Origin of the sequence: Microbacterium sp. A94, assembly GCF_051842855.1 — a bacterium.
GTDB lineage: Bacteria > Actinomycetota > Actinomycetes > Actinomycetales > Microbacteriaceae > Microbacterium.
In genome coordinates this window covers 1,027,122-1,045,255 of sequence record NZ_JBPXMU010000001.1, presented here as the reverse complement: position 1 = coordinate 1,045,255, position 18,134 = coordinate 1,027,122, and the positions used below count along the sequence as shown (strand labels likewise).

General features: G+C 65.3%; 15 protein-coding genes and 2 riboswitches. Of the genes, 8 read left to right on the top strand and 7 right to left on the bottom strand.

Annotated features, from left to right (window positions below; translation table 11 throughout):
* Positions 1–3: 3 nt before the first annotated feature.
* The 7 genes from ACSU1L_RS05170 to ACSU1L_RS05140 form a co-directional block, all read right to left on the bottom strand.
* Positions 4–813 (bottom strand): SDR family NAD(P)-dependent oxidoreductase, encoded by an 810-nt coding sequence (locus ACSU1L_RS05170; protein WP_439254931.1) that lies wholly within the window; start codon positions 811–813, stop codon positions 4–6.
* Positions 810–1,760 carry a glycosyltransferase family 2 protein gene (locus tag ACSU1L_RS05165; protein WP_439254930.1) on the bottom strand — a complete coding sequence of 317 codons (951 nt, stop codon included), beginning with the start codon at positions 1,758–1,760 and terminating at the stop codon, positions 810–812. Before ACSU1L_RS05165 ends, ACSU1L_RS05170 begins: the two co-directional genes overlap by 4 nt.
* A 114-nt stretch (positions 1,761–1,874) precedes the next feature.
* Positions 1,875–3,017: a cysteine desulfurase family protein gene (locus ACSU1L_RS05160; RefSeq protein WP_439254929.1), complete on the bottom strand. Its 1,143-nt coding sequence runs from the start codon at positions 3,015–3,017 to the stop codon at positions 1,875–1,877.
* A 16-nt stretch (positions 3,018–3,033) separates the two neighbouring features.
* Complete coding sequence (nadC, locus tag ACSU1L_RS05155; protein WP_439254928.1) at positions 3,034–3,885, bottom strand: carboxylating nicotinate-nucleotide diphosphorylase; 852 nt, start codon at positions 3,883–3,885, stop codon at positions 3,034–3,036.
* Positions 3,885–5,381, bottom strand: coding sequence for an L-aspartate oxidase (gene nadB / locus ACSU1L_RS05150; protein WP_439254927.1), 1,497 nt, complete (start codon positions 5,379–5,381; stop codon positions 3,885–3,887). The genes nadC and nadB overlap by 1 nt, the downstream gene beginning before the upstream one ends.
* The gene (gene nadA, locus ACSU1L_RS05145; protein ID WP_439254926.1) at positions 5,378–6,685 is read right to left on the bottom strand and encodes a quinolinate synthase NadA; all 1,308 of its coding nucleotides are present in this window, start codon (positions 6,683–6,685) and stop codon (positions 5,378–5,380) included. The genes nadB and nadA overlap by 4 nt, the downstream gene beginning before the upstream one ends.
* A gap of 107 nt (positions 6,686–6,792) precedes the next feature.
* Entirely contained in the window at positions 6,793–7,458 is a 666-nt protein-coding gene (locus tag ACSU1L_RS05140; RefSeq protein ID WP_438253427.1) for an NUDIX hydrolase, read from the bottom strand.
* A 94-nt stretch (positions 7,459–7,552) separates the two neighbouring features.
* Positions 7,553–7,648, top strand: a riboswitch (glycine riboswitch).
* Positions 7,649–7,757: riboswitch (glycine riboswitch) on the top strand.
* A gap of 54 nt (positions 7,758–7,811) precedes the next feature.
* On the opposite strand from ACSU1L_RS05140, the gene gcvT reads away from it, so the two are divergent.
* The 8 genes from gcvT to ACSU1L_RS05100 all read left to right on the top strand — a co-directional run bounded on the left by gcvT (position 7,812) and on the right by ACSU1L_RS05100 (position 18,129).
* Positions 7,812–8,918, top strand: coding sequence for a glycine cleavage system aminomethyltransferase GcvT (gcvT, locus tag ACSU1L_RS05135; protein WP_439254925.1), 1,107 nt, complete (start codon positions 7,812–7,814; stop codon positions 8,916–8,918).
* On the top strand, positions 8,915–9,292 hold the full coding sequence (gene gcvH, locus ACSU1L_RS05130) for a glycine cleavage system protein GcvH (protein ID WP_439254924.1): 378 nt from the start codon (positions 8,915–8,917) through the stop codon (positions 9,290–9,292). Before gcvT ends, gcvH begins: the two co-directional genes overlap by 4 nt.
* A 61-nt stretch (positions 9,293–9,353) precedes the next feature.
* Positions 9,354–12,173, top strand: coding sequence for an aminomethyl-transferring glycine dehydrogenase (gcvP, locus tag ACSU1L_RS05125; protein WP_439255046.1), 2,820 nt, complete (start codon positions 9,354–9,356; stop codon positions 12,171–12,173).
* 184 nt (positions 12,174–12,357) lie between these two features.
* On the top strand, positions 12,358–13,992 hold the full coding sequence (locus ACSU1L_RS05120) for a peptide ABC transporter substrate-binding protein (protein WP_439254923.1): 1,635 nt from the start codon (positions 12,358–12,360) through the stop codon (positions 13,990–13,992).
* 76 nt (positions 13,993–14,068) lie between these two features.
* Positions 14,069–15,001, top strand: a complete 933-nt coding sequence (locus ACSU1L_RS05115; RefSeq protein WP_438253431.1) for an ABC transporter permease — start codon at positions 14,069–14,071, stop codon at positions 14,999–15,001.
* On the top strand, positions 14,988–15,932 hold the full coding sequence (locus ACSU1L_RS05110) for an ABC transporter permease (RefSeq protein WP_438253432.1): 945 nt from the start codon (positions 14,988–14,990) through the stop codon (positions 15,930–15,932). The genes ACSU1L_RS05115 and ACSU1L_RS05110 overlap by 14 nt, the downstream gene beginning before the upstream one ends.
* On the top strand, positions 15,929–17,575 hold the full coding sequence (locus tag ACSU1L_RS05105; protein WP_438253433.1) for a dipeptide ABC transporter ATP-binding protein: 1,647 nt from the start codon (positions 15,929–15,931) through the stop codon (positions 17,573–17,575). Before ACSU1L_RS05110 ends, ACSU1L_RS05105 begins: the two co-directional genes overlap by 4 nt.
* Positions 17,572–18,129 (top strand): PH domain-containing protein, encoded by a 558-nt coding sequence (locus ACSU1L_RS05100; protein ID WP_439254922.1) that lies wholly within the window; start codon positions 17,572–17,574, stop codon positions 18,127–18,129. Before ACSU1L_RS05105 ends, ACSU1L_RS05100 begins: the two co-directional genes overlap by 4 nt.
* Positions 18,130–18,134: the final 5 nt, after the last annotated feature.

Here is an 18,134-nt window from a genome sequence, read left to right as displayed (position 1 = left end):
CGCTCAGTGCGCTGACAGGCCGCCGTCGACGAACAGCGAGTGGCCGGTGACATATGCCGCCGCGGCGCTGGCGAGGAACACCGCGGCGCCGGCGAAGTCGCTCGGCACCGAGTTGCGGCCGATCATCGTACGAGCGGCCAGCTGCTCAACCTGCTGGGGGTCCTCCTGCAGGCGAGCGTTCAGCGGGGTGAGCACGAAGCCCGGAACCAGCGTATTGCTGGTGATGCCGCGGTCGCCCCACGCTTCGGCCTCCGAGCGCATGAGGGACTCCACGGCGCCCTTGGAGACACCGTAGACACCGCTTCCCACGAACGCTCGATGCGCTTGCTGCGAGCTGATGTGGATGAGACGGCCGAACCCGCGCTCGGCCATGCCCGCTGCGTAACGCTGGCCGAGCAGGAACGGCGCCAGCGCATTCACAGTCATGGTGGCATCCCAATCGGCCTGGGTGATCTGCGCGAAGGGCGGGCGGATGTTGATTCCGGCCGAGTTCACGAGGATGTCCGGCTCGCCGAATGGTTCGGCGGCAGCCTCAGCAGCCGAGAGGATGCCGTCACGCGTACTCAGATCTCCGACAACGCCCGCAGCCCGACACCCGGCATCCGACAGTTCGCGCACTGTCTCAGCGATGCGCTCGCTACCCCGCGCGACGATGACGACAGATGCCCCGGCGCGGCCGAGCGCGAGTGCGATGCCGCGACCGATTCCGGAGCTGCCTCCGGTGATGACAGCGGTGCGGTTTCGAAGGGAGAAGAGTTCAGCGAGGTAGCCGTCCACAGGGTTCCAATCAGAGGGCAGTGCGGGGTGCGTCACCAGGCGAGCGCGGCCGTGATGTTCGGATCGGGGTGAGCGTCGGCGAACTCCGGCAAGTCGTGCAGCTCGTGCAGGAACGCGGTCACCTCAGCCCCGTAGGCGGGGTCCGGGTGCGTGCTGGCGATCGCCTGAAGCGGCGGCAGATCCATGGCGAGGATGAGCTCGAGTCTGGCGCTGACAGCCGCTGTTGCCCCGGCCTCATGCAGCACACGGATGCCGCCGCGCAGCGCCGCCAGATAATCCCGCAGCACCGGCAGCTGTGACTTGCCCTGGGTGATGGACGTGCCATCGGCACGCAGCCGCCAGTGCACCACAACATCCGGGATGACATCGAACGTCGCGGCGCGGGTATACATCTGCTGCGCCACGATCTGATCCTCGTAGGCGACACCTTCGGGAAAGCGCATCTGTGACCAGAAGTCCGCACGGCTGATCTTTGACCAGGCGACGATGTTCGCCGAAGCACGCGGATGCTCGAGGATCGTTGTGCGCAGACGAGCCGGGTCGGTAGCGGCCGCAGTCCAAGGCTGCACGCGCCCCGGAACGTAGGCACGCCCCTGTGGCCGTGAGCGCACGTAGGCGCCGGCCACGAAGTCGCTGCCTGTTTCGGCCAGAGTACCGGTGAGACGGGCAAGCGCTGTGGGAGTGAGTTCGTCATCTGCATCGAGGAAGCCCAGCAACGGTGTGCCGACCAGGTCGAGGCCGGCGTTGCGGGCAGCGCCCAAGCCCCGGGACGTCTCGTGTCGGACGACCATGAGCCGGTCGTCCTCGGTGGCGGCGTGTTCGAAGATCGCGCCGGTGGCGTCTGTTGAACCATCGTCGATGAGGATGGCGCGCCAGCGCGGCTCGGTCTGCGCCTGCAATGAGGCGATCGCCGCCGGAGCGTAGGCGTCGATGTTTCGGCCGGGGACGATCAACGTCACGATCGGGGCGGAGGCGTTCGTCACGTTCCGAGTTTATGGTCCCTCCTCTGTGCACAACTCCTGAAGAATTCGCGACAGCTGTTCGGCGGGGCCGGAAAGACGCGGCTCCGGTCCGGCATGCGGGCCAGTTTTCAGGAGTTATGAACCGGTGGCGACGGTGGCGACAGCCGCGGCAACCAGGTGTGCGAGCTGAGCCGGGGCCGCATCGGCCAGCGGTGCACGCCCGAAGGTGAAGCGCACGGATGTCTGCGCCACCTCGGCCGGCACGCCGCAGGCCAGCAGCACGTGCGACGGCTCGTCGCTGTCTGCCGCACAGGCCGAGCCGCTGGAGGAGATCACGCCGCGGCGCTCAAGCTCCAGCAGTACCGCCTCGCCGCTGGTCCCGGCGAAAGTGAAGCTCGCGGACCCCGGCAGTCGGTGCACTGGGTCGCCGGTGAGTGCAGCCTGCGGAACCTCCGCGAGGACGGCAGCGATGAAGCGGGCGGTCTGCTCGCCGATGCGTGTGGACGCTGTCAAGCGCTCTGCCTCGGTCAACTCCAGTGCGACGGCCAGGCCCACGGCGCCGGCGACGTTCTGGGTTCCCGAGCGATGCCCGCGCTCCTGTCCGCCGCCGTGCAGCAACGGCTCCAGCGGGATGCGTGCACGCACACCGAGCGCGCCGATGCCTTTGGGGGCGCCGATTTTGTGTCCGGCGATGGACATCGCAGCAGCACCCAGATCGCCGAGCGGCAGCCATCCGGCCGACTGCACGGCATCCACGTGCAGCGGCACTCCGGCCGCCGTGGCCACAGCGGCAAGAGCGGCAACAGGCTGCACCGTCCCGATCTCGTTGTTCGCGTGACCCAGCGAGACGAGAGCCGTGTCTTCGCGCAGCGCTTCGGCCAGCGCGTCCGGGGTGAGCCGGCCCGTATCCATCACAGGAACGCAGGTCACCTCGACGGCATGAAATCGCCGCAGATACTCGACGGACTCCAGAATCGACTCGTGCTCGATTGGCGTCGTCACAATGTGGCGGCGTCCGCGAGCCAGGGCGGAAAGGACGATGCCCTTCACCGCGAGATTGTTCGCTTCGGTACCGCCGGAGGTGAAGATCACATCGCCCGCGCGCATACCCAGAATTCGTGCGACCCGTGCTCTGGCATCCTCCAGCGCGCTCGCCGCAGCTTCGCCGGCGGTGTGATGACTGGACGGGTTACCGAACACACCGGTGAGATAGGGACGCATAGCCTCGAGCACCTCCGGGCGCACCGGAGATGTCGCAGCATGATCGAGATAGAGCATCAGACGAGACCGCCGATCAGGCGATGCGCACATCCAGACCGAGATCCAATGCGCGGGCGGAGTGGGTGAGCGCGCCGACGGAGATGACATCGACACCGGTTTCAGCGATGGCCCGCACGGTGTCGAGGTTCACACCACCGGATGCTTCGGCCGTCGCCCGCTCGCCGATCAGTTCGACCCCGGCGCGCAGATCGTCGAGGGAGAAGTTATCAAGCAACACGGTGTGTGCCCCGCCGTCGAGGACCGCGTCGACCTGATCGAGGCGATCCACTTCCACCACGACGTGTGTGGTGTGCGGCAACCGCGACAGCGCTTCGCGCAGTGCGGTGGCCAGATCTGCACCGGAGCGCTGCAGAACGGCGAGGTGGTTGTCCTTGGCCATCACAGCATCCGAAAGTGAATAGCGATGATTGCTGCCGCCGCCGGAGACCACCGCGTGCCGCTCGAAGGCGCGCAATCCCGGCGTCGTCTTGCGGGTATCGGCGATGCGGACGCCAGTTCCGGCGACGGCCTGGACGTACTGCGCAGTCAGCGTTGCGATTCCGCTCATCCGCTGGGTGAAGTTCAGCGCGACGCGTTCGGCGGTCAGGATGCTGCGGGCCGAACCCGAAACAGACGCGAGCACATCGCCCGGTGCGAAGACATCGCCATCGCCGACGTGCACGTCGACCTCGAGTGTCGGATCGGTGAGGGCGAATGCAGCCGCGAACACGTCGCCGCCGCTGAAGGTGCCGGGTTCGCGGGCAACGAGGTCGGCAGCTGCCGTGGCGTCGGCAGGCAGCAGCACCGTGCTGGTGAGGTCGCCCCAGGGGGCGTCCTCTTCGAGGGCTGCGCCGACGATGCGGGTGAGAGTGGCGGCAGTGAGCATCAGGCTCCGATCAGAGCGGGTTCGCGGGAGAGCTGGTGTGCACCGACCGATTCGGTGCGAGCGAGAGCGGCGGATGCGGCGGCTTCGGCCACGGTGAGAAGGTTAGCGGTTTCGTAGTCGGCAACGGATGCCGGCGCCGGTGCTGCTGCGGCCCAGGAGCGGATGCTGGTCAGCGCTTCGGCGAGGCCGTCCGGGGTGCGAACGAGCCCGACCCGATCCCACATGAGTTCCTGCAGAAGGCCTCGCGAGTGCGCAAACCCTCCGCTCCGGTCGCAGTTCGTGTCGCTATTCGCGGGTTTTAGCGACGTGAACTGCGACCGGAGCGGGATGGAATGCGCGGGCACGGCGGCGGCCGCGGCGGCGCGAGCAGCGAAGACTGCGGCCTCCAAGAGCGAGTTGGAAGCGAGGCGATTGGCGCCGTGGACTCGGGTGCAGGCCGTCTCTCCCACGGCGAAGAGACCGGGGATGCTGGTGCGTCCGTCGAGATCAGTGCGGATGCCGCCCATCAGATAGTGCGCGGCCGGCGTCACCGGGATTGGCTCTCGGGCCCAGTCGAACCCGCGCTCGCGCGTTGACCGGTCGATCGTCGGAAACCGCTGGGTGAGCCGTGCCGCACCGATCATGGTGGCATCCAGCCGGACGGGGGAGCGCTGCAACCCCGCCTGCCTCGCGATGGCCCCGGCCACCACATCGCGTGGCGCCATCTCACCGTCAGGGTGGCTGTCGAACACGAACCGCCGACCCCGGTCATCGATCAGCGTCGCGCCTTCGCCGCGCACGGCTTCGGAGATGAGAAACGATCCGCCCGCGGCCAGCACCGTGGGGTGGAACTGTACGAACTCCAGGTCCGCCACAGCGGCGCCGGCACGGATGGCGGCGGCGATCCCATCGCCGGTCGCACCGAGCGGATTGGTCGTGTGCTGATACAGCTGTCCTCCGCCGCCGGTTGCCAGAATCACCGCATCCGCTGTGATGTCGAGCGTCACGCCGTGGTGCAGCATCCGGACGCCGCGCACAGCACCGTGCTCGATGAGGAGATCGAGCAGGAACGCATGCTCGACGATGTCGATGCCGCGATCGTGCACCTGCGCGATCAGTGCCCGGGAGATCTCGGCGCCGGTCGCATCGCCGCCGGCGTGCACGATGCGGGCGTGAGAATGGGCTGCTTCGCGCCCGAGTAGCAGCGTGCCATTGACGTCCCGGTCGAATGCGACACCGCGCGCGATCAATTCGGCGATGCGCGCCGATCCCTCGCCCACGAGCACATCGACGGCCATCGCATCCGATAGTCCTGCACCAGCGTCGAGGGTGTCCGCGGCATGCTGCCGAGGCGAGTCACCAGGGCCGTAGATGCCTGCGACACCTCCCTGCGCAAGCGGGGTGCATCCGCCGCCGAGTGCATCCTTCGTCACGAGCGTGACGGAGTGCCCGGACTGTTGCGCATGCAGCGCAGCGGTCAATCCCGCAATGCCGGATCCTGCGACAACGAGGTTCATCCGCGGGGCTTTGCGGCCAGCATCCGCTCGAGAGCCGTGCGTGCCGGATCTGCGACATCAGCGGCTACCTGAATGCGGTTCGGCGCGCGCCCGGCGACGAGCTCTTCCAGCACCCAGGCCAGATATCCGGGATGGATGCGATACATCGTCGAGCACGGGCAGACCACCGGATCCAGGCAGAAGATTTCATGCTGCGGATACTGCGCTGCCAGGCGACGGACGAGGTTGATCTCGGTGCCGATCGCGAAGGTTGTCGGCTCTGTCGCACCGGCGATCGCGCGGCGAATGTAGTCGGTGGACCCGGCCTCATCGGCGGCGTCCACAACCTCCATCGGGCACTCCGGATGCACGATCACGCGCACATCAGGGTGCTCGGCGCGGGCCTGATCGATCTGCGCGACCGTGAATCGGCGGTGCACAGAGCAGAAGCCGTGCCACAGAATGACCTTCGACTCGACGAGCTCGCCGGCGCTGGAACCGCCGAGGGGACGACGCGGATTCCACATCGGCATCTGGTTAAGCGATACCCCCATGGCCTTCGCGGTGTTGCGTCCGAGATGCTGGTCGGGGAAGAACAGCACACGCTGCCCGCGTTCGAACGCCCACTCCAAGACGGTCTCCGCGTTGGAGGATGTGCACACGATTCCGCCGTGGCGTCCGACGAATCCCTTGATCGCAGCCGAGGAGTTCATATAGGTCACGGGGATCACCGGTACGCGACCGTCCGCGTCGACGGCATCCAGATCGCCGAAGACATCGGCCAACTGCTCCCAGCAGTCCTCCACCTGATCGATGTCGGCCATGTCGGCCATGGAGCATCCGGCGGCGAGGTTCGGCAGGATCACGGCCTGGTCGGGGGTGGAGAGCAGGTCGGCCGTCTCGGCCATGAAGTGCACGCCGCAGAAGACGATTGCCTCAGCATTCGGATGCTCCAGTGCAGCGTTTGCGAGTTGGAAGGAGTCGCCGACATAGTCGGCGTGGCGCACGACCTCTTCGCGCTGGTAGAAGTGGCCCAGCACGACGACGCGGTCGCCCAACGTCTGCTTGGCAGCGCGGATGCGCTCGTGAAGAGCTTCTTCGTCGGCTTCGCGATACTCGACGGGCAGCTCGCCCTGGCGGGGAGTGCCGGTCGGGATGACATCACCCATTGAGGAACCGGGACCATAGCCGGGGACGCTGTCGAACGTCCAGGGGGCGGCGGCCAGATCCGTGTTGCAGGTTTCATCCGTGGATGCGCCCGTGACGATCGCCTGGATCGCGTGATCGACAGAGGGATTGATCGTTCGGAGGTTGAGCGTGGGCATCGGGCGCCGCCTTCTGGTCACTTCGACACTTAGTGTGTGGGTTCACATTATGTCGAATCGACCTTAAGTGCAATCGCCGGAGTGCGAGGCAACGGGAACTGACGGGTTCAGTCCGCCGTGGCGAGTCGGAAAAGCCGAGCGGGGCGGTGCTTGCCAGTGCGGAACGATTCGGTTGGGATCAATTCGGCTGACCCCTCCAGCAGGCGACGGAAGTTCGACGGGTCCAGCCGGCGCCCGAGTACCGTCTCATACACCTCGCGCAGCTCCGTGAGGGTGAACTCATCAGGCAGCACTCCGGCGCCGATCCAGCTGTATCCGACCTTGTTCCGCAGTCGCCACAGCGCGTACTCGGCAATGCGGTTGTGGTCGAACGCGAGTTGCGGCATGGCGTCCACATCGAACCACTCCACGTTCTCCGGGGCATCCGCTCCCGCGCGCTGCGCGTCGACGAGGTCAGAACGAAGCAGTGCCCAGTACACGATCGAGATCGTCCGTGTGGGGGAACGGTCGACGTCACCGAACGTGTATAGCTGTTCGAGGTAGCTCGGCTTGAGGGCGGTTGTCTCGGCGAGGGTTCGAGATGCTGCGGCATCCAGATCTTCGGCGGGGTCCAGCCATCCTCCGGGCAGCGCCCAGGAGTCCCGGTACGGTTCGCGCGTGCGCCGGACCAGTGGCAGCATCAGTCGGTCTCCGTCGGTTCCGCCGCGGAGCGAGAAGATCACGGTCGAGACGGCGACGCGGATCGCGTCGGAGCTGCCGGTGGGTGAGGTCACGTCCTGAGTCTATGAGTGCGGGCACGCGGCAGTCATGCGTGCGATCGCTTCGGCCGAGGGACGGTAGAGTGGGGGCATAACTGAAGACGGCCCCACGAAGCGTGCGGGAGAGCCCCGGTGAGTGCAGCCGGGCACCGAAGGAGCAAGCCTCCCCGCCAATCTCTCAGGTACCGCGTACCGCCCGCTTCCGGCCACTCTGAAAAGTGATGCTCCGCATCCGCCGACGGTGAAAGCCCCCGATTTTGCTCCCTGAGCCTGTCGAAGGGTGAAACTCTCAGGCACATGACAGAGGGGGAGTTCTCGGATACCGTGCATTCCGTACGGCATCCTTCCGATCTATACGGGAGAACTCCATGACCCAGGCCCGATTCACCCCGCTTCGCGAGCGACATGAGTCGCTCGGCGCATCCTTCACCGACTTCGGCGGCTGGCAGATGCCGGTGCGCTATACCTCCGACCTCGCCGAGCATCATGCTGTGCGTCAGGCGGCCGGTCTGTTCGACATCTCGCACATGGCTGAGTTCACCGTCGGGGGACCGGATGCCGCGGCCTACCTCGACTACGCACTCGCCGGGCGGCTATCGACGATGACGATCGGTAAGGCGAAGTACTCGCTGCTGCTCGCCGAAAACGGCGGCATCATCGATGACGTCATCGTTTATCGCCTGGCCGAGAGTCGCTTCCTGATCATCTCGAATGCCGGAAACCGGGACGCCGTCGCCGCGGCGCTGCCCGTCCGCACTGGGGCCTTCGACGTCGCCGTCGAGGATGTGTCCGACTCCTACGCACTGCTCGCCATTCAGGGCCCTGCCTCCGAGAGGATCGTCGCCGAGGTCTCGGGAATCACCGAGCTCAGCATCCCGTGGGACGAGCAGAAGTACTACGCGTGGGCGTCAGCACGCTACAACGGCGAACCCCTCATCGTTGCCCGCACCGGATACACCGGTGAAGACGGCTTCGAACTGCTCGTCCGCAGCGAAGACGCCGTCGCGCTCTGGGACGCGGTGCTGGCAGCGGGCGAGGCCCACGGCATTGTTCCCGCTGGGCTCGCGGCCCGCGACACTCTGCGTCTCGAGGCAGGCATGCCGCTGTACGGGCATGAGCTGTCGCTTATGACGAAGCCTGCTCAAGCGGGGCTCGGACGCGTTGTGGCATCCGAGAAGGAAGCATTCGTCGGCAAGGACGCTGTCACCGCTGACGACGATGCGCGCGTGCTCGTCGGACTCGCCGCCGAAGGCAAGCGTGCCGGTCGTGCCGGCTACGCCGTCGTCACCGAAGACGGCACTGCGCTCGGCGAAATCACCAGCGGCGCGCTCAGCCCGACGCTCGGGCATCCGATCGCCATGGCATTCATCGATCCCTCATCAGCTGAAGAGGGCACCGCCGTTTTCCTCGACATCCGAGGAAAGAAGATTCCCGCAACCGTTACCGCCCTGCCTTTCTACCGGAGGAAGAAATGACCGATCTCACCGCACTCAAGTACACCGAAGAGCACGAATGGCTCGCTGTTGACGGCACGACGGTGACCATTGGTATCACCGACTACGCCGCGGAGAAGCTGGGCGACGTGGTGTTCGTCGAGCTGCCGGACGTCGGCACCGAACTCGAAGCGGGTACGGTCGTCGGCGAGGTCGAATCGACCAAGTCGGTGGGAGAAATCTACGCGCCTCTCGCCGGCACGGTCACCGAGGTCAACGACGCGGTCGTCGATGACCCCTCCCTGGTCAACAGCTCCCCTTTCGAGGGCGGCTGGCTCATCAAGATGTCCGTTGCTGATGGCGCCGCAGACGCACTGCTGGACCGCGATGCCTACGTCGCACTGACGGAGGGTTGATTCCTTGAAGACCCGATTCTCCGATCGTCATATCGGGACGACAGCAGAGACCCAGCGAATCATGCTGGAAGCTCTCGGTGTTGCCGATGCTGATGCCCCCATCGATGCTCTGATGCGCAGCGCCGTTCCCGCATCGATCTTCTCGGACGCGTCCGGGACATCAGCGATTCCGCCGGCTGCCACGGAAGCGGAAGCACTCGCCGAACTGCGCGGCTTCGCATCTCGCAACAGGGTGAGCCGGTCGATGATCGGCCTCGGCTACTACGGCACGCTTACCCCGAGTGTGATTCAGCGGGGTGTCCTCGAGAATCCGTCCTGGTATACGGCGTACACGCCGTACCAGCCGGAGATCTCACAGGGCCGGCTGGAGGCGCTCATCAACTTCCAGACGATGGTCGCTGACCTCACCGGGCTGTCGACCGCCAACGCGTCGATGCTCGATGAATCCACGGCTGTCGCCGAGGGGATGCTGCTGGCACGGCGCGCCTCGAAGGCGAAGTCCAGCGTGTTCGTGGTCGACGCGGATGCGTTCCCGCAGACGAAGGCGCTGCTCGAGACCCGCGCTTCAGCGCTGGGCATCGAGCTCGTCGAACGCGACCTGGCTGGCGGAGAATCCCTGCCGGATGAACTGTTCGGCGTGTTCGTGCAGTACCCCGCAGCATCCGGCCGGGTCTGGGACCCGAGCGCCGTCATCGACGCCGCTCACGTCGCAGGCGGCCTCGCGGTCGTGGCAGCCGACCTGCTGGCGCTCACGCTGATCTCCTCGCCGGGCTCGCTCGGCGCGGACGTCGCGGTGGGCACCACGCAGCGCTTCGGCGTGCCGATGGGCTTCGGCGGACCACACGCCGGCTACATGGCTGTGCGCTCAGGCCTCGAGCGCCAGCTTCCCGGTCGCCTCGTTGGTGTCTCGGTGGATGCCGATGGCAAGCCCGCGTACCGTCTCTCGCTGCAGACGCGCGAGCAGCACATCCGCCGTGAGAAGGCGACGAGCAACATCTGCACCGCGCAGGTGCTGCTGGCAGTGATGGCGGCGATGTACGCGGTTTATCACGGGCCGGACGGGCTGCGAGCGATTGCAGGCGAGGTCGCCGCGAAGGCATCCATGCTGCGCGACTGGGTGACGGACGCCGGCGCGGAGATCGTGCACGACGCCTTCTTCGACACGCTGACCGTGCGCACCGCAGAAGCTACGACGATCGTTGCCCGTGCCCACGAGGAGCAGGGCATCCTGCTGCACCTCGTGGATGACACCACCATCGGAATCTCGGTCGACGAGACGACCACCGTCGCGGAGCTGCACCGTGTCGCCACTCTCTTCGGCGGCACCCAGGAGCGCACCTTCGGGTTCTTCGGAACCGGATCGCGCGGGGCACTTCCGGAGTCCCTGCACCGCACCGACGAGTACCTCACGCACCCCGTCTTCCACGTGCATCGCTCCGAGACCGCCATGATGCGGTATCTGAAGAGCCTCGCCGACCGTGACTACGCGCTCGATCGTGGCATGATCCCGCTGGGCTCGTGCACGATGAAGCTCAACGCTGCCACGGAGATGGCGGCGATCACCTGGCCAGAGTTCGCCGGCATCCACCCGTTCGCACCGGCATCCGATGTTGCGGGATATCTCGAGATGATCGACCAGCTGGAAGCCTGGCTGGCCGAGGTCACCGGGTACGACGCGGTCTCGCTGCAGCCGAACGCCGGCTCGCAGGGTGAGCTCGCCGGTCTCCTCGCGATTCGCAGCTACCACCTCGCGAACGGCGACGAGCATCGCACCGTCTGTCTGATTCCGTCATCGGCGCACGGCACCAACGCCGCCTCAGCAGTGCTCGCCGGAATGAAGGTCGTCGTCGTCGCCTGCGATGAGATGGGCAACGTCGATCTCGATGATCTGCGCGCGAAGATCGCGGTCAATGCCGAATCGATCGCAGCCCTGATGATCACCTACCCGTCCACGCACGGTGTGTACGAGCAGGACGTCGTTGAGATCACCTCCGCCGTGCACGACGCCGGCGGTCAGGTGTACGTCGACGGAGCGAACCTCAACGCCCTGCTTGGTTACGCGCGCTTCGGCGACCTCGGCGGGGATGTCTCGCATCTGAATTTGCACAAGACGTTCGCGATTCCGCACGGCGGTGGCGGTCCGGGTATCGGACCAGTCGCGGCCAAAGCCCATCTCGCGCCGTATCTGCCGTCGCACCCGCTCGCACAGCGCACCACGCATGCGGGCGGATACGAATTCGGCGGTGGAGTGGTTTCGGGCGCGCCTTATGGCTCGGCGGGAATCCTGCCGATCTCGTGGTCGTACGTCCGGATGATGGGTGCTTCGGGCTTGCGTGATGCGACCGCGGCCGCAGTGCTGTCGGCGAACTACATCGCCGCACGCCTTGGCGAGCACTTTCCGGTGCTGTACACGGGAGAGAGCGGTCGGGTTGCCCACGAGTGCATCTTGGATCTGCGTCCGCTGAAGGAAGCCACCGGCATCACCGTCGACGACGTCGCTAAACGACTCATCGACTACGGATTCCATGCACCGACCATGTCGTTCCCCGTGCCGGGCACCCTGATGGTGGAACCGACAGAGTCGGAGGATATCGGCGAGATCGATCGGTTCATCGAGGCGATGATCATGATCAAGCGCGAGGCGGATGCCGTGGCATCCGGTCGCTGGCCCGCAGAAGACAACCCGCTGGTGAACGCGCCGCACACCGCTGTCTCGCTGATCGCGGGGGAGTGGGACCACGCGTACACACGTGAGGATGCCGCCTACCCGGTGCCAGCGCTTGTGGCCGCCAAGTACTGGCCGCCGGTGCGCCGTATCGACCAGGCGTATGGCGATCGCAACCTGGTGTGCTCCTGCCCGCCGATCGAGGCGTTCGCCTAGATCTCATCGCGAGTGGTGACCTCCGAGCGAAGGTCACCACTCGTGCAAAGGACAGTCGAAGGGCACCAACTCAGTAACGGTTGATTAACGGACCTATCGTTCAGTCGACCGTGGGGTTAGCCTCGAGACATCTCGGTGCATTCGACGCAGAACGCGCCTGTAACTGTCCACAGGAGGGCACGCAATGAAGCGAAACAAGATCACTCTGGCGGGTGTGGGACTGCTTGCGGCGAGCGCCATGGCGCTCGCTGGCTGTGCAAGCGGTGGTGGGGATTCCGACACGGACGACTTGGGTGACAACGGCGGCGACGCAAGCGCCATCATCACAGTCAACGGTTCCGAGCCGCAGAACCCACTGATCCCGACCAACACGAATGAGGTGGGTGGCGGCAAGATCCTCGACGCGATGTTCGCCGGACTCATCGGCTACGCAGCTGACGGTGCGGTCTTCAACGACGTGGCCGAGGACATCACGGTCGAAGACCCGCAGCACCTCACGGTGAAGATCCGTGAGGGCCTCACCTTCACCGACGGTGAAGAGGTCACCGCCGATAACTTCATCCAAGCCTGGAACTATGGTGCACTCGCCTCGAACGAGCAACTGTCCAGCTACTTCTTCGAAGATATCGAGGGCTTCAGCTACGACGCCGACTCTGAACTGACCGGCTTGGAGCAGGTCGACGACTACACGTTCACGATCGCGTTGAACAAGCCGGCTTCCGACTTCGCCCAGCGCCTGGGCTACTCGGCCTACTATCCGTTACCCGACGTAGCGTTCGAAGACATCGAGACGTTCGGTGAGAACCCGATCGGCAACGGCCCCTACATGCTTGACGGTGAAGGTGCCTGGCAGCATGACGTCGGCATCGACCTGGTCACGAACCCCGACTACGACGGTCCGCGCACCCCGGCCAACGGCGGCCTGAGCATCACGTTCTACGCCTCGCAGGACGCCGCGTACAACGACCTGCTGGCCGGTGAGCTTGACGTGCTCGACGCGATCCCCGACTCGGCTTTCGAAACCTTCGAATCCGACCTGGGCGACCGCGCCGTGAACCAGCCGGCAGCGATCTTCCAGTCGTTCACGATCCCTGATCGACTCGAGCATTTCGGTGGCGAAGAAGGAAACCTGCGTCGTCAGGCGCTGTCCATGTCGATCAACCGTGAGGAGATCACCGACGTCATCTTCCAGGGCACCCGCACGCCGGCCAGCGACTTCACATCGCCGGTCATCGACGGCTGGTCCGATTCGCTCGCAGGTGCTGAGGTACTGGAGTTCAACCCGGAGAAGGCAGTGGAGCTCTGGGCCCAGGCTGACGCCATCAGCCCCTGGAGCGGAGAGTTCCAGATCGCGTACAACGCTGACGGTGGCCACCAGGCCTGGGTCGACGCGACCGTGAACTCGATCAAGAACACTCTCGGCATCGAAGCATCGGGTGCTCCGTACCCGACCTTTGCTGAAGCGCGTGCGCTGATCACGGACCGTACGATCCAGACCGCGTTCCGCACCGGTTGGCAGGCCGACTACCCCGGTCTGTACAACTTCCTCGGGCCGCTCTACGCGACCAACGCTGGCTCCAACGACGGCGACTATTCCAGCGAGGAGTTCGATTCGCTGCTCGCAGAGGGCATCTCGGCAACAGATGCTGAGGAGGCCAACTCGCTGTTCCAGCAGGCGCAGGAAGTGCTGCTGAGAGACCTCCCGGCGCTGCCGCTGTGGTACTCGAACGTGGTCGGCGGCTACAGCGAAACCGTGGAGAACGTCCAGTTCGGCTGGAACTCGGTGCCACTGTACGAACAGATCACTAAGGTCGGCTGACACTGACAGGCGACGGGGCGGTGGTGTACCACCATCGCCTCGTCGCTTTGCGCCCGTACCCGAAGGGAGGTCGAGGGTGGCCTTTTACATCCTCAGACGGATCCTGCAGGCGATTCCGGTGTTCTTCGGCGCCACCCTGCTGATCTATTTCATGGTTTTCGCGATGCCCGGTGATCCCATCGCGGCGCTGTTCGGCGACCGACAGCCCAACCCGGCTGTTCTCGAGCGCCTGCGCGAGCATTATCACCTCGATGAGCCGTTCGTCGTGCAGTACTTCTACTACATCGCCGGCATCTTCCGACTCGATTTCGGAGTGAGTTTCTCCGGTCAGCCGGTCAGCGACATTCTGGCTCGCACGTTCCCCGTGACATTGCGGCTCGCCGTGATGGCCGTGGGCATCGCGTTCGTCCTGGCGATTGTCATCGGCCTGTTCTCGGCGCTCGGCAAGGGCGGTATCTTCGACAACTCGATGCTCGTGCTCGCACTCGTCTTCGTCGCTGTGCCGATCTTCGTCCTCGCGTTCCTGGCGCAGTATTTCCTCGCAGTGCAACTCGGCTGGTTCAGACCTACGGTCGGCGGACGCAACGACTGGGGTGATCTGTGGCTACCGGCGATCGTGCTCGGGGTGAGCGTGTACGCCACGAGCATGCGGCTCACGCGCGCCTCGACGATCGAGACACTCAACCAGGACTGGGTACGTACCGCGTACAGCAAGGGTCTCTCTAGAAATCGCGTCATTCCGGTGCATGTGCTCCGCAACTCGCTGATCCCGATGGTCACCGACCTGGGCACTGTCTTCGGCATCCTCATGGTGGGAGCGACGGTCACCGAGGGCATCTTCAATGTGCCCGGCGTCGGCAACACCCTGTATCAGGCCATCATCCGCGGAGAGAACCCGACGGTCGTCTCGTTCGTTACCGTGTTCGTCGTCGTCTACGTGTTCATCAACATCGTCGTGGATCTGCTCTACGGCCTGCTCGACCCGAGGATTCGCTATGTCTCGACCTGATGCTTACCAGGAGCACTACGTCGCTCCCGTCGATACAACCTCTATCCCGGTGGATGTTGTTCGCATCGATGCTAAACGCAGTAACCTCTGGCTCGATGCCTGGCGCGATCTGCGGCGTCGGCCGGTTTTCTGGATCTCTGCCGCGTTCGTCCTGCTGGTGCTTGTCGTCTCCGTCTGGCCGTCGCTGTTCACCAATGTGGCGCCCAACAACGGCTGTTCGCTCGGCAGCAGCAACGGAGGGCCGGAGGCCGGGCATCCACTGGGCTTCACGCGTCAAGGCTGCGATGTCTACTCGCGCATCATCTGGGGGACACGCACGTCGCTCATCGTCGGCGTGCTCGCAACCCTCATCAGCACAGTCATCGGCATGGTGATGGGTGCGTATGCGGGATTCTACGGCGGCTGGCTCGACTCGCTGCTCTCTCGTGTCGGCGACATCTTCTTCACGATTCCGTACATCATCGCCGCCATCGTCGTGATGTCGGTGATGCCGGTGCGCAACGAGCTCGTGCTTGCCTTCGCCATCGGCGGGTTCGCCTGGGCGTCGACGGCCCGGATCATGCGAGCGGAAGTGCTCCGCGTGAAGCAGGCGGACTTCGTCATGGGAGCAGAGGCTGTGGGACTCTCTCGCTTCCGCACGCTGCTCTCGCATGTGCTCCCGAATGCGATGGCGCCGGTCATCGTTGTCGCCACTCTCAGTCTGGGCGCCGCGATCGTCGCGGAGTCCGTTCTGTCGTTCCTGGGGGTCGGCCTCGGCGGCAGCACCATGTCGTGGGGCAACGACATCAGCCAGGCGCAGACCAGCATCCGAACTGCGCCGATGGCGCTGTTCTGGCCGTCTCTCGCGTTGACGCTGACGGTGCTGGCATTCATCACTCTCGGCGAGCTGCTTCGCGACGCCGTTGATCCGAAGGCGAGGGCTCGGCGATGAGCGCACCACTTCTGAGCATCCGCGACCTCACGGTTGCGTTCCGCAGTGGCAAACAGTCCAACGAAGTGCTGCACGGCGTGAGCTTCGACATCCTCGAGGGTGAGACGCTCGCGATCGTCGGTGAATCCGGGTCCGGAAAATCCACCACGGCGGCCGCGATCATCGATCTGCTCCCCGGAACCGGCGAAGTGACCGGCGGAAGCATCATGCTCGAGAACACTGACCTCACCCGCGTCCACCGTCGGCAGATGGAGAAGATTCGCGGACGCGAGATCGGCTACGTGCCGCAGGACCCGATGTCGAACCTCAACCCCGTCTGGTCGATCGGGTTCCAGGTCAAAGAGGCCGTCCGCGCCAACGGCCTGGCGCAGGGACGTAGACAAATCCACGATCGTGCGGTTGAAGTGCTCGTCCAGGCCGGTCTTGCGGACGCGGCCCGCCGCATGCATCAGTTCCCGCATCAGTTCTCCGGCGGTATGCGTCAGCGCGCGCTGATCGGCATCGGGCTGGCGGCCGATCCAAAGCTGCTGATCGCGGATGAACCCACCAGCGCACTCGATGTCACCGTGCAGAGGGTGATCCTCGATCACCTCGCCTCGCTGACCAGCGAGCGCGGCACCTCGGTGCTGCTGATCACACACGACCTCGGGCTCGCCGCCGAGCGGGCGGACCGCATCCTCGTCATGAACCAGGGGGAGATCGTCGAGGCGGGCGTCAGCGTGGAGATCCTCACCAACCCGCAGCATCCGTACACGCAGAGACTGGTCGCCGCAGCTCCCAGCCTCGCATCCAAGCGCATCGGGATCACAGCGCATAAAGAGTCGACGCCGGGGGAAACGGCGCCAGCTGTGGTCGAGGTCCAGAGTCTTGTCAAGGACTACTCGATCCGCACTGGGGGACTCCGGCACGAGCGCTTCCGTGCGGTCGATGACGTGTCCTTCTCCATTCCTCGTGGCAAGACGCTCGCGCTGGTGGGCGAATCCGGATCGGGAAAGTCGACCGTCGCGAAGATGCTGTTGCAGTTGGAAAAGCCCACGGATGGCGAGATCCTCATCGACGGACTCGCCACCAGCACGATGTCTCGCTCAGACATCTTCCATCTGCGACGCCGCATGCAGCCGGTGTTCCAGGACCCCTATGGTTCCCTTGACCCGCTGCGGAGCATCGGCCACGTCATCTCCGAACCCCTGCACGTGCACGGGATCGGCACCAAGGAAGAGCAGCACCAGCGGTCCCTCGATCTGCTGGAGCAGGTGGCGCTGCCACGGGAGCTCGCTTGGCGCTATCCGAGTGAGCTTTCCGGAGGCCAGCGACAGCGGGTGGCGATCGCGCGTGCGCTCGCGTTGAAGCCTGACATCATGGTGCTCGATGAGGCGGTGTCAGCGCTGGACGTGCTGGTGCAGGACCAGATTCTGCACCTGCTCTCGGACCTTCAGCGCGATCTCGGCCTGACCTATCTGTTCATCACGCATGATCTGGCGGTCGTGCGCGTTGCTGCAGATTTCGTGTGCGTCATGGAGCAGGGACAGATCGTGGAGCAGGGAACGGTGGATGAGATCTTCAGCAATCCGCGTGAGGAATACACCCGTCGTCTGCTGGAAGCGATTCCCGGGGCATCCTTGCCGCTGGGCGGCATCGGGTGAGAACGGCAATTCACCGCAAACGAGTGTTCCCGGCCACGGGGGCCGTCATCCTGTTGGCGATCTGCGCAGTGATCACTCTGGTGCTGCTCGCCGATGCCGCCATCCGTTCGGGCCTGGAGAACGCGGTGCTGCTGGCACCCTGGCCGCTGCTCGTGCTCTGGGGCGTGTATGTGGTCGGCATCGCCTCCGGCATCAGTGCAGACAGCTTCGGGATGCGCGTGCAGAACTTCCTGCGCCGCACGAGCGCGCCCTGGTCGATGGTGAAGCGCATCGACATGCGGTGGCAGCTTGAGGTGACGTTCGCAGACGAATCTGTGCTGCGGTGCTTCGGTGGTCCGACCCGCTCTCGTCCGCGCAGGCTGGGCCCGGAGCGGACACGGGAGGATGCCAGCCCGGAAGATGACGGCATCGCGATGCTGCGTCGTCTGCGAGCGGATGCCGTGGCTGGGGGAGTGCCCCGCAGCGGCATCAGCCGCAGCTGGGATATGCCGGCGTTCGCCGCGCTCATCGTGCTCGTGATCTGGGCGGTAATCGCCGTTGCCGTCACCCGGTAGCGGGA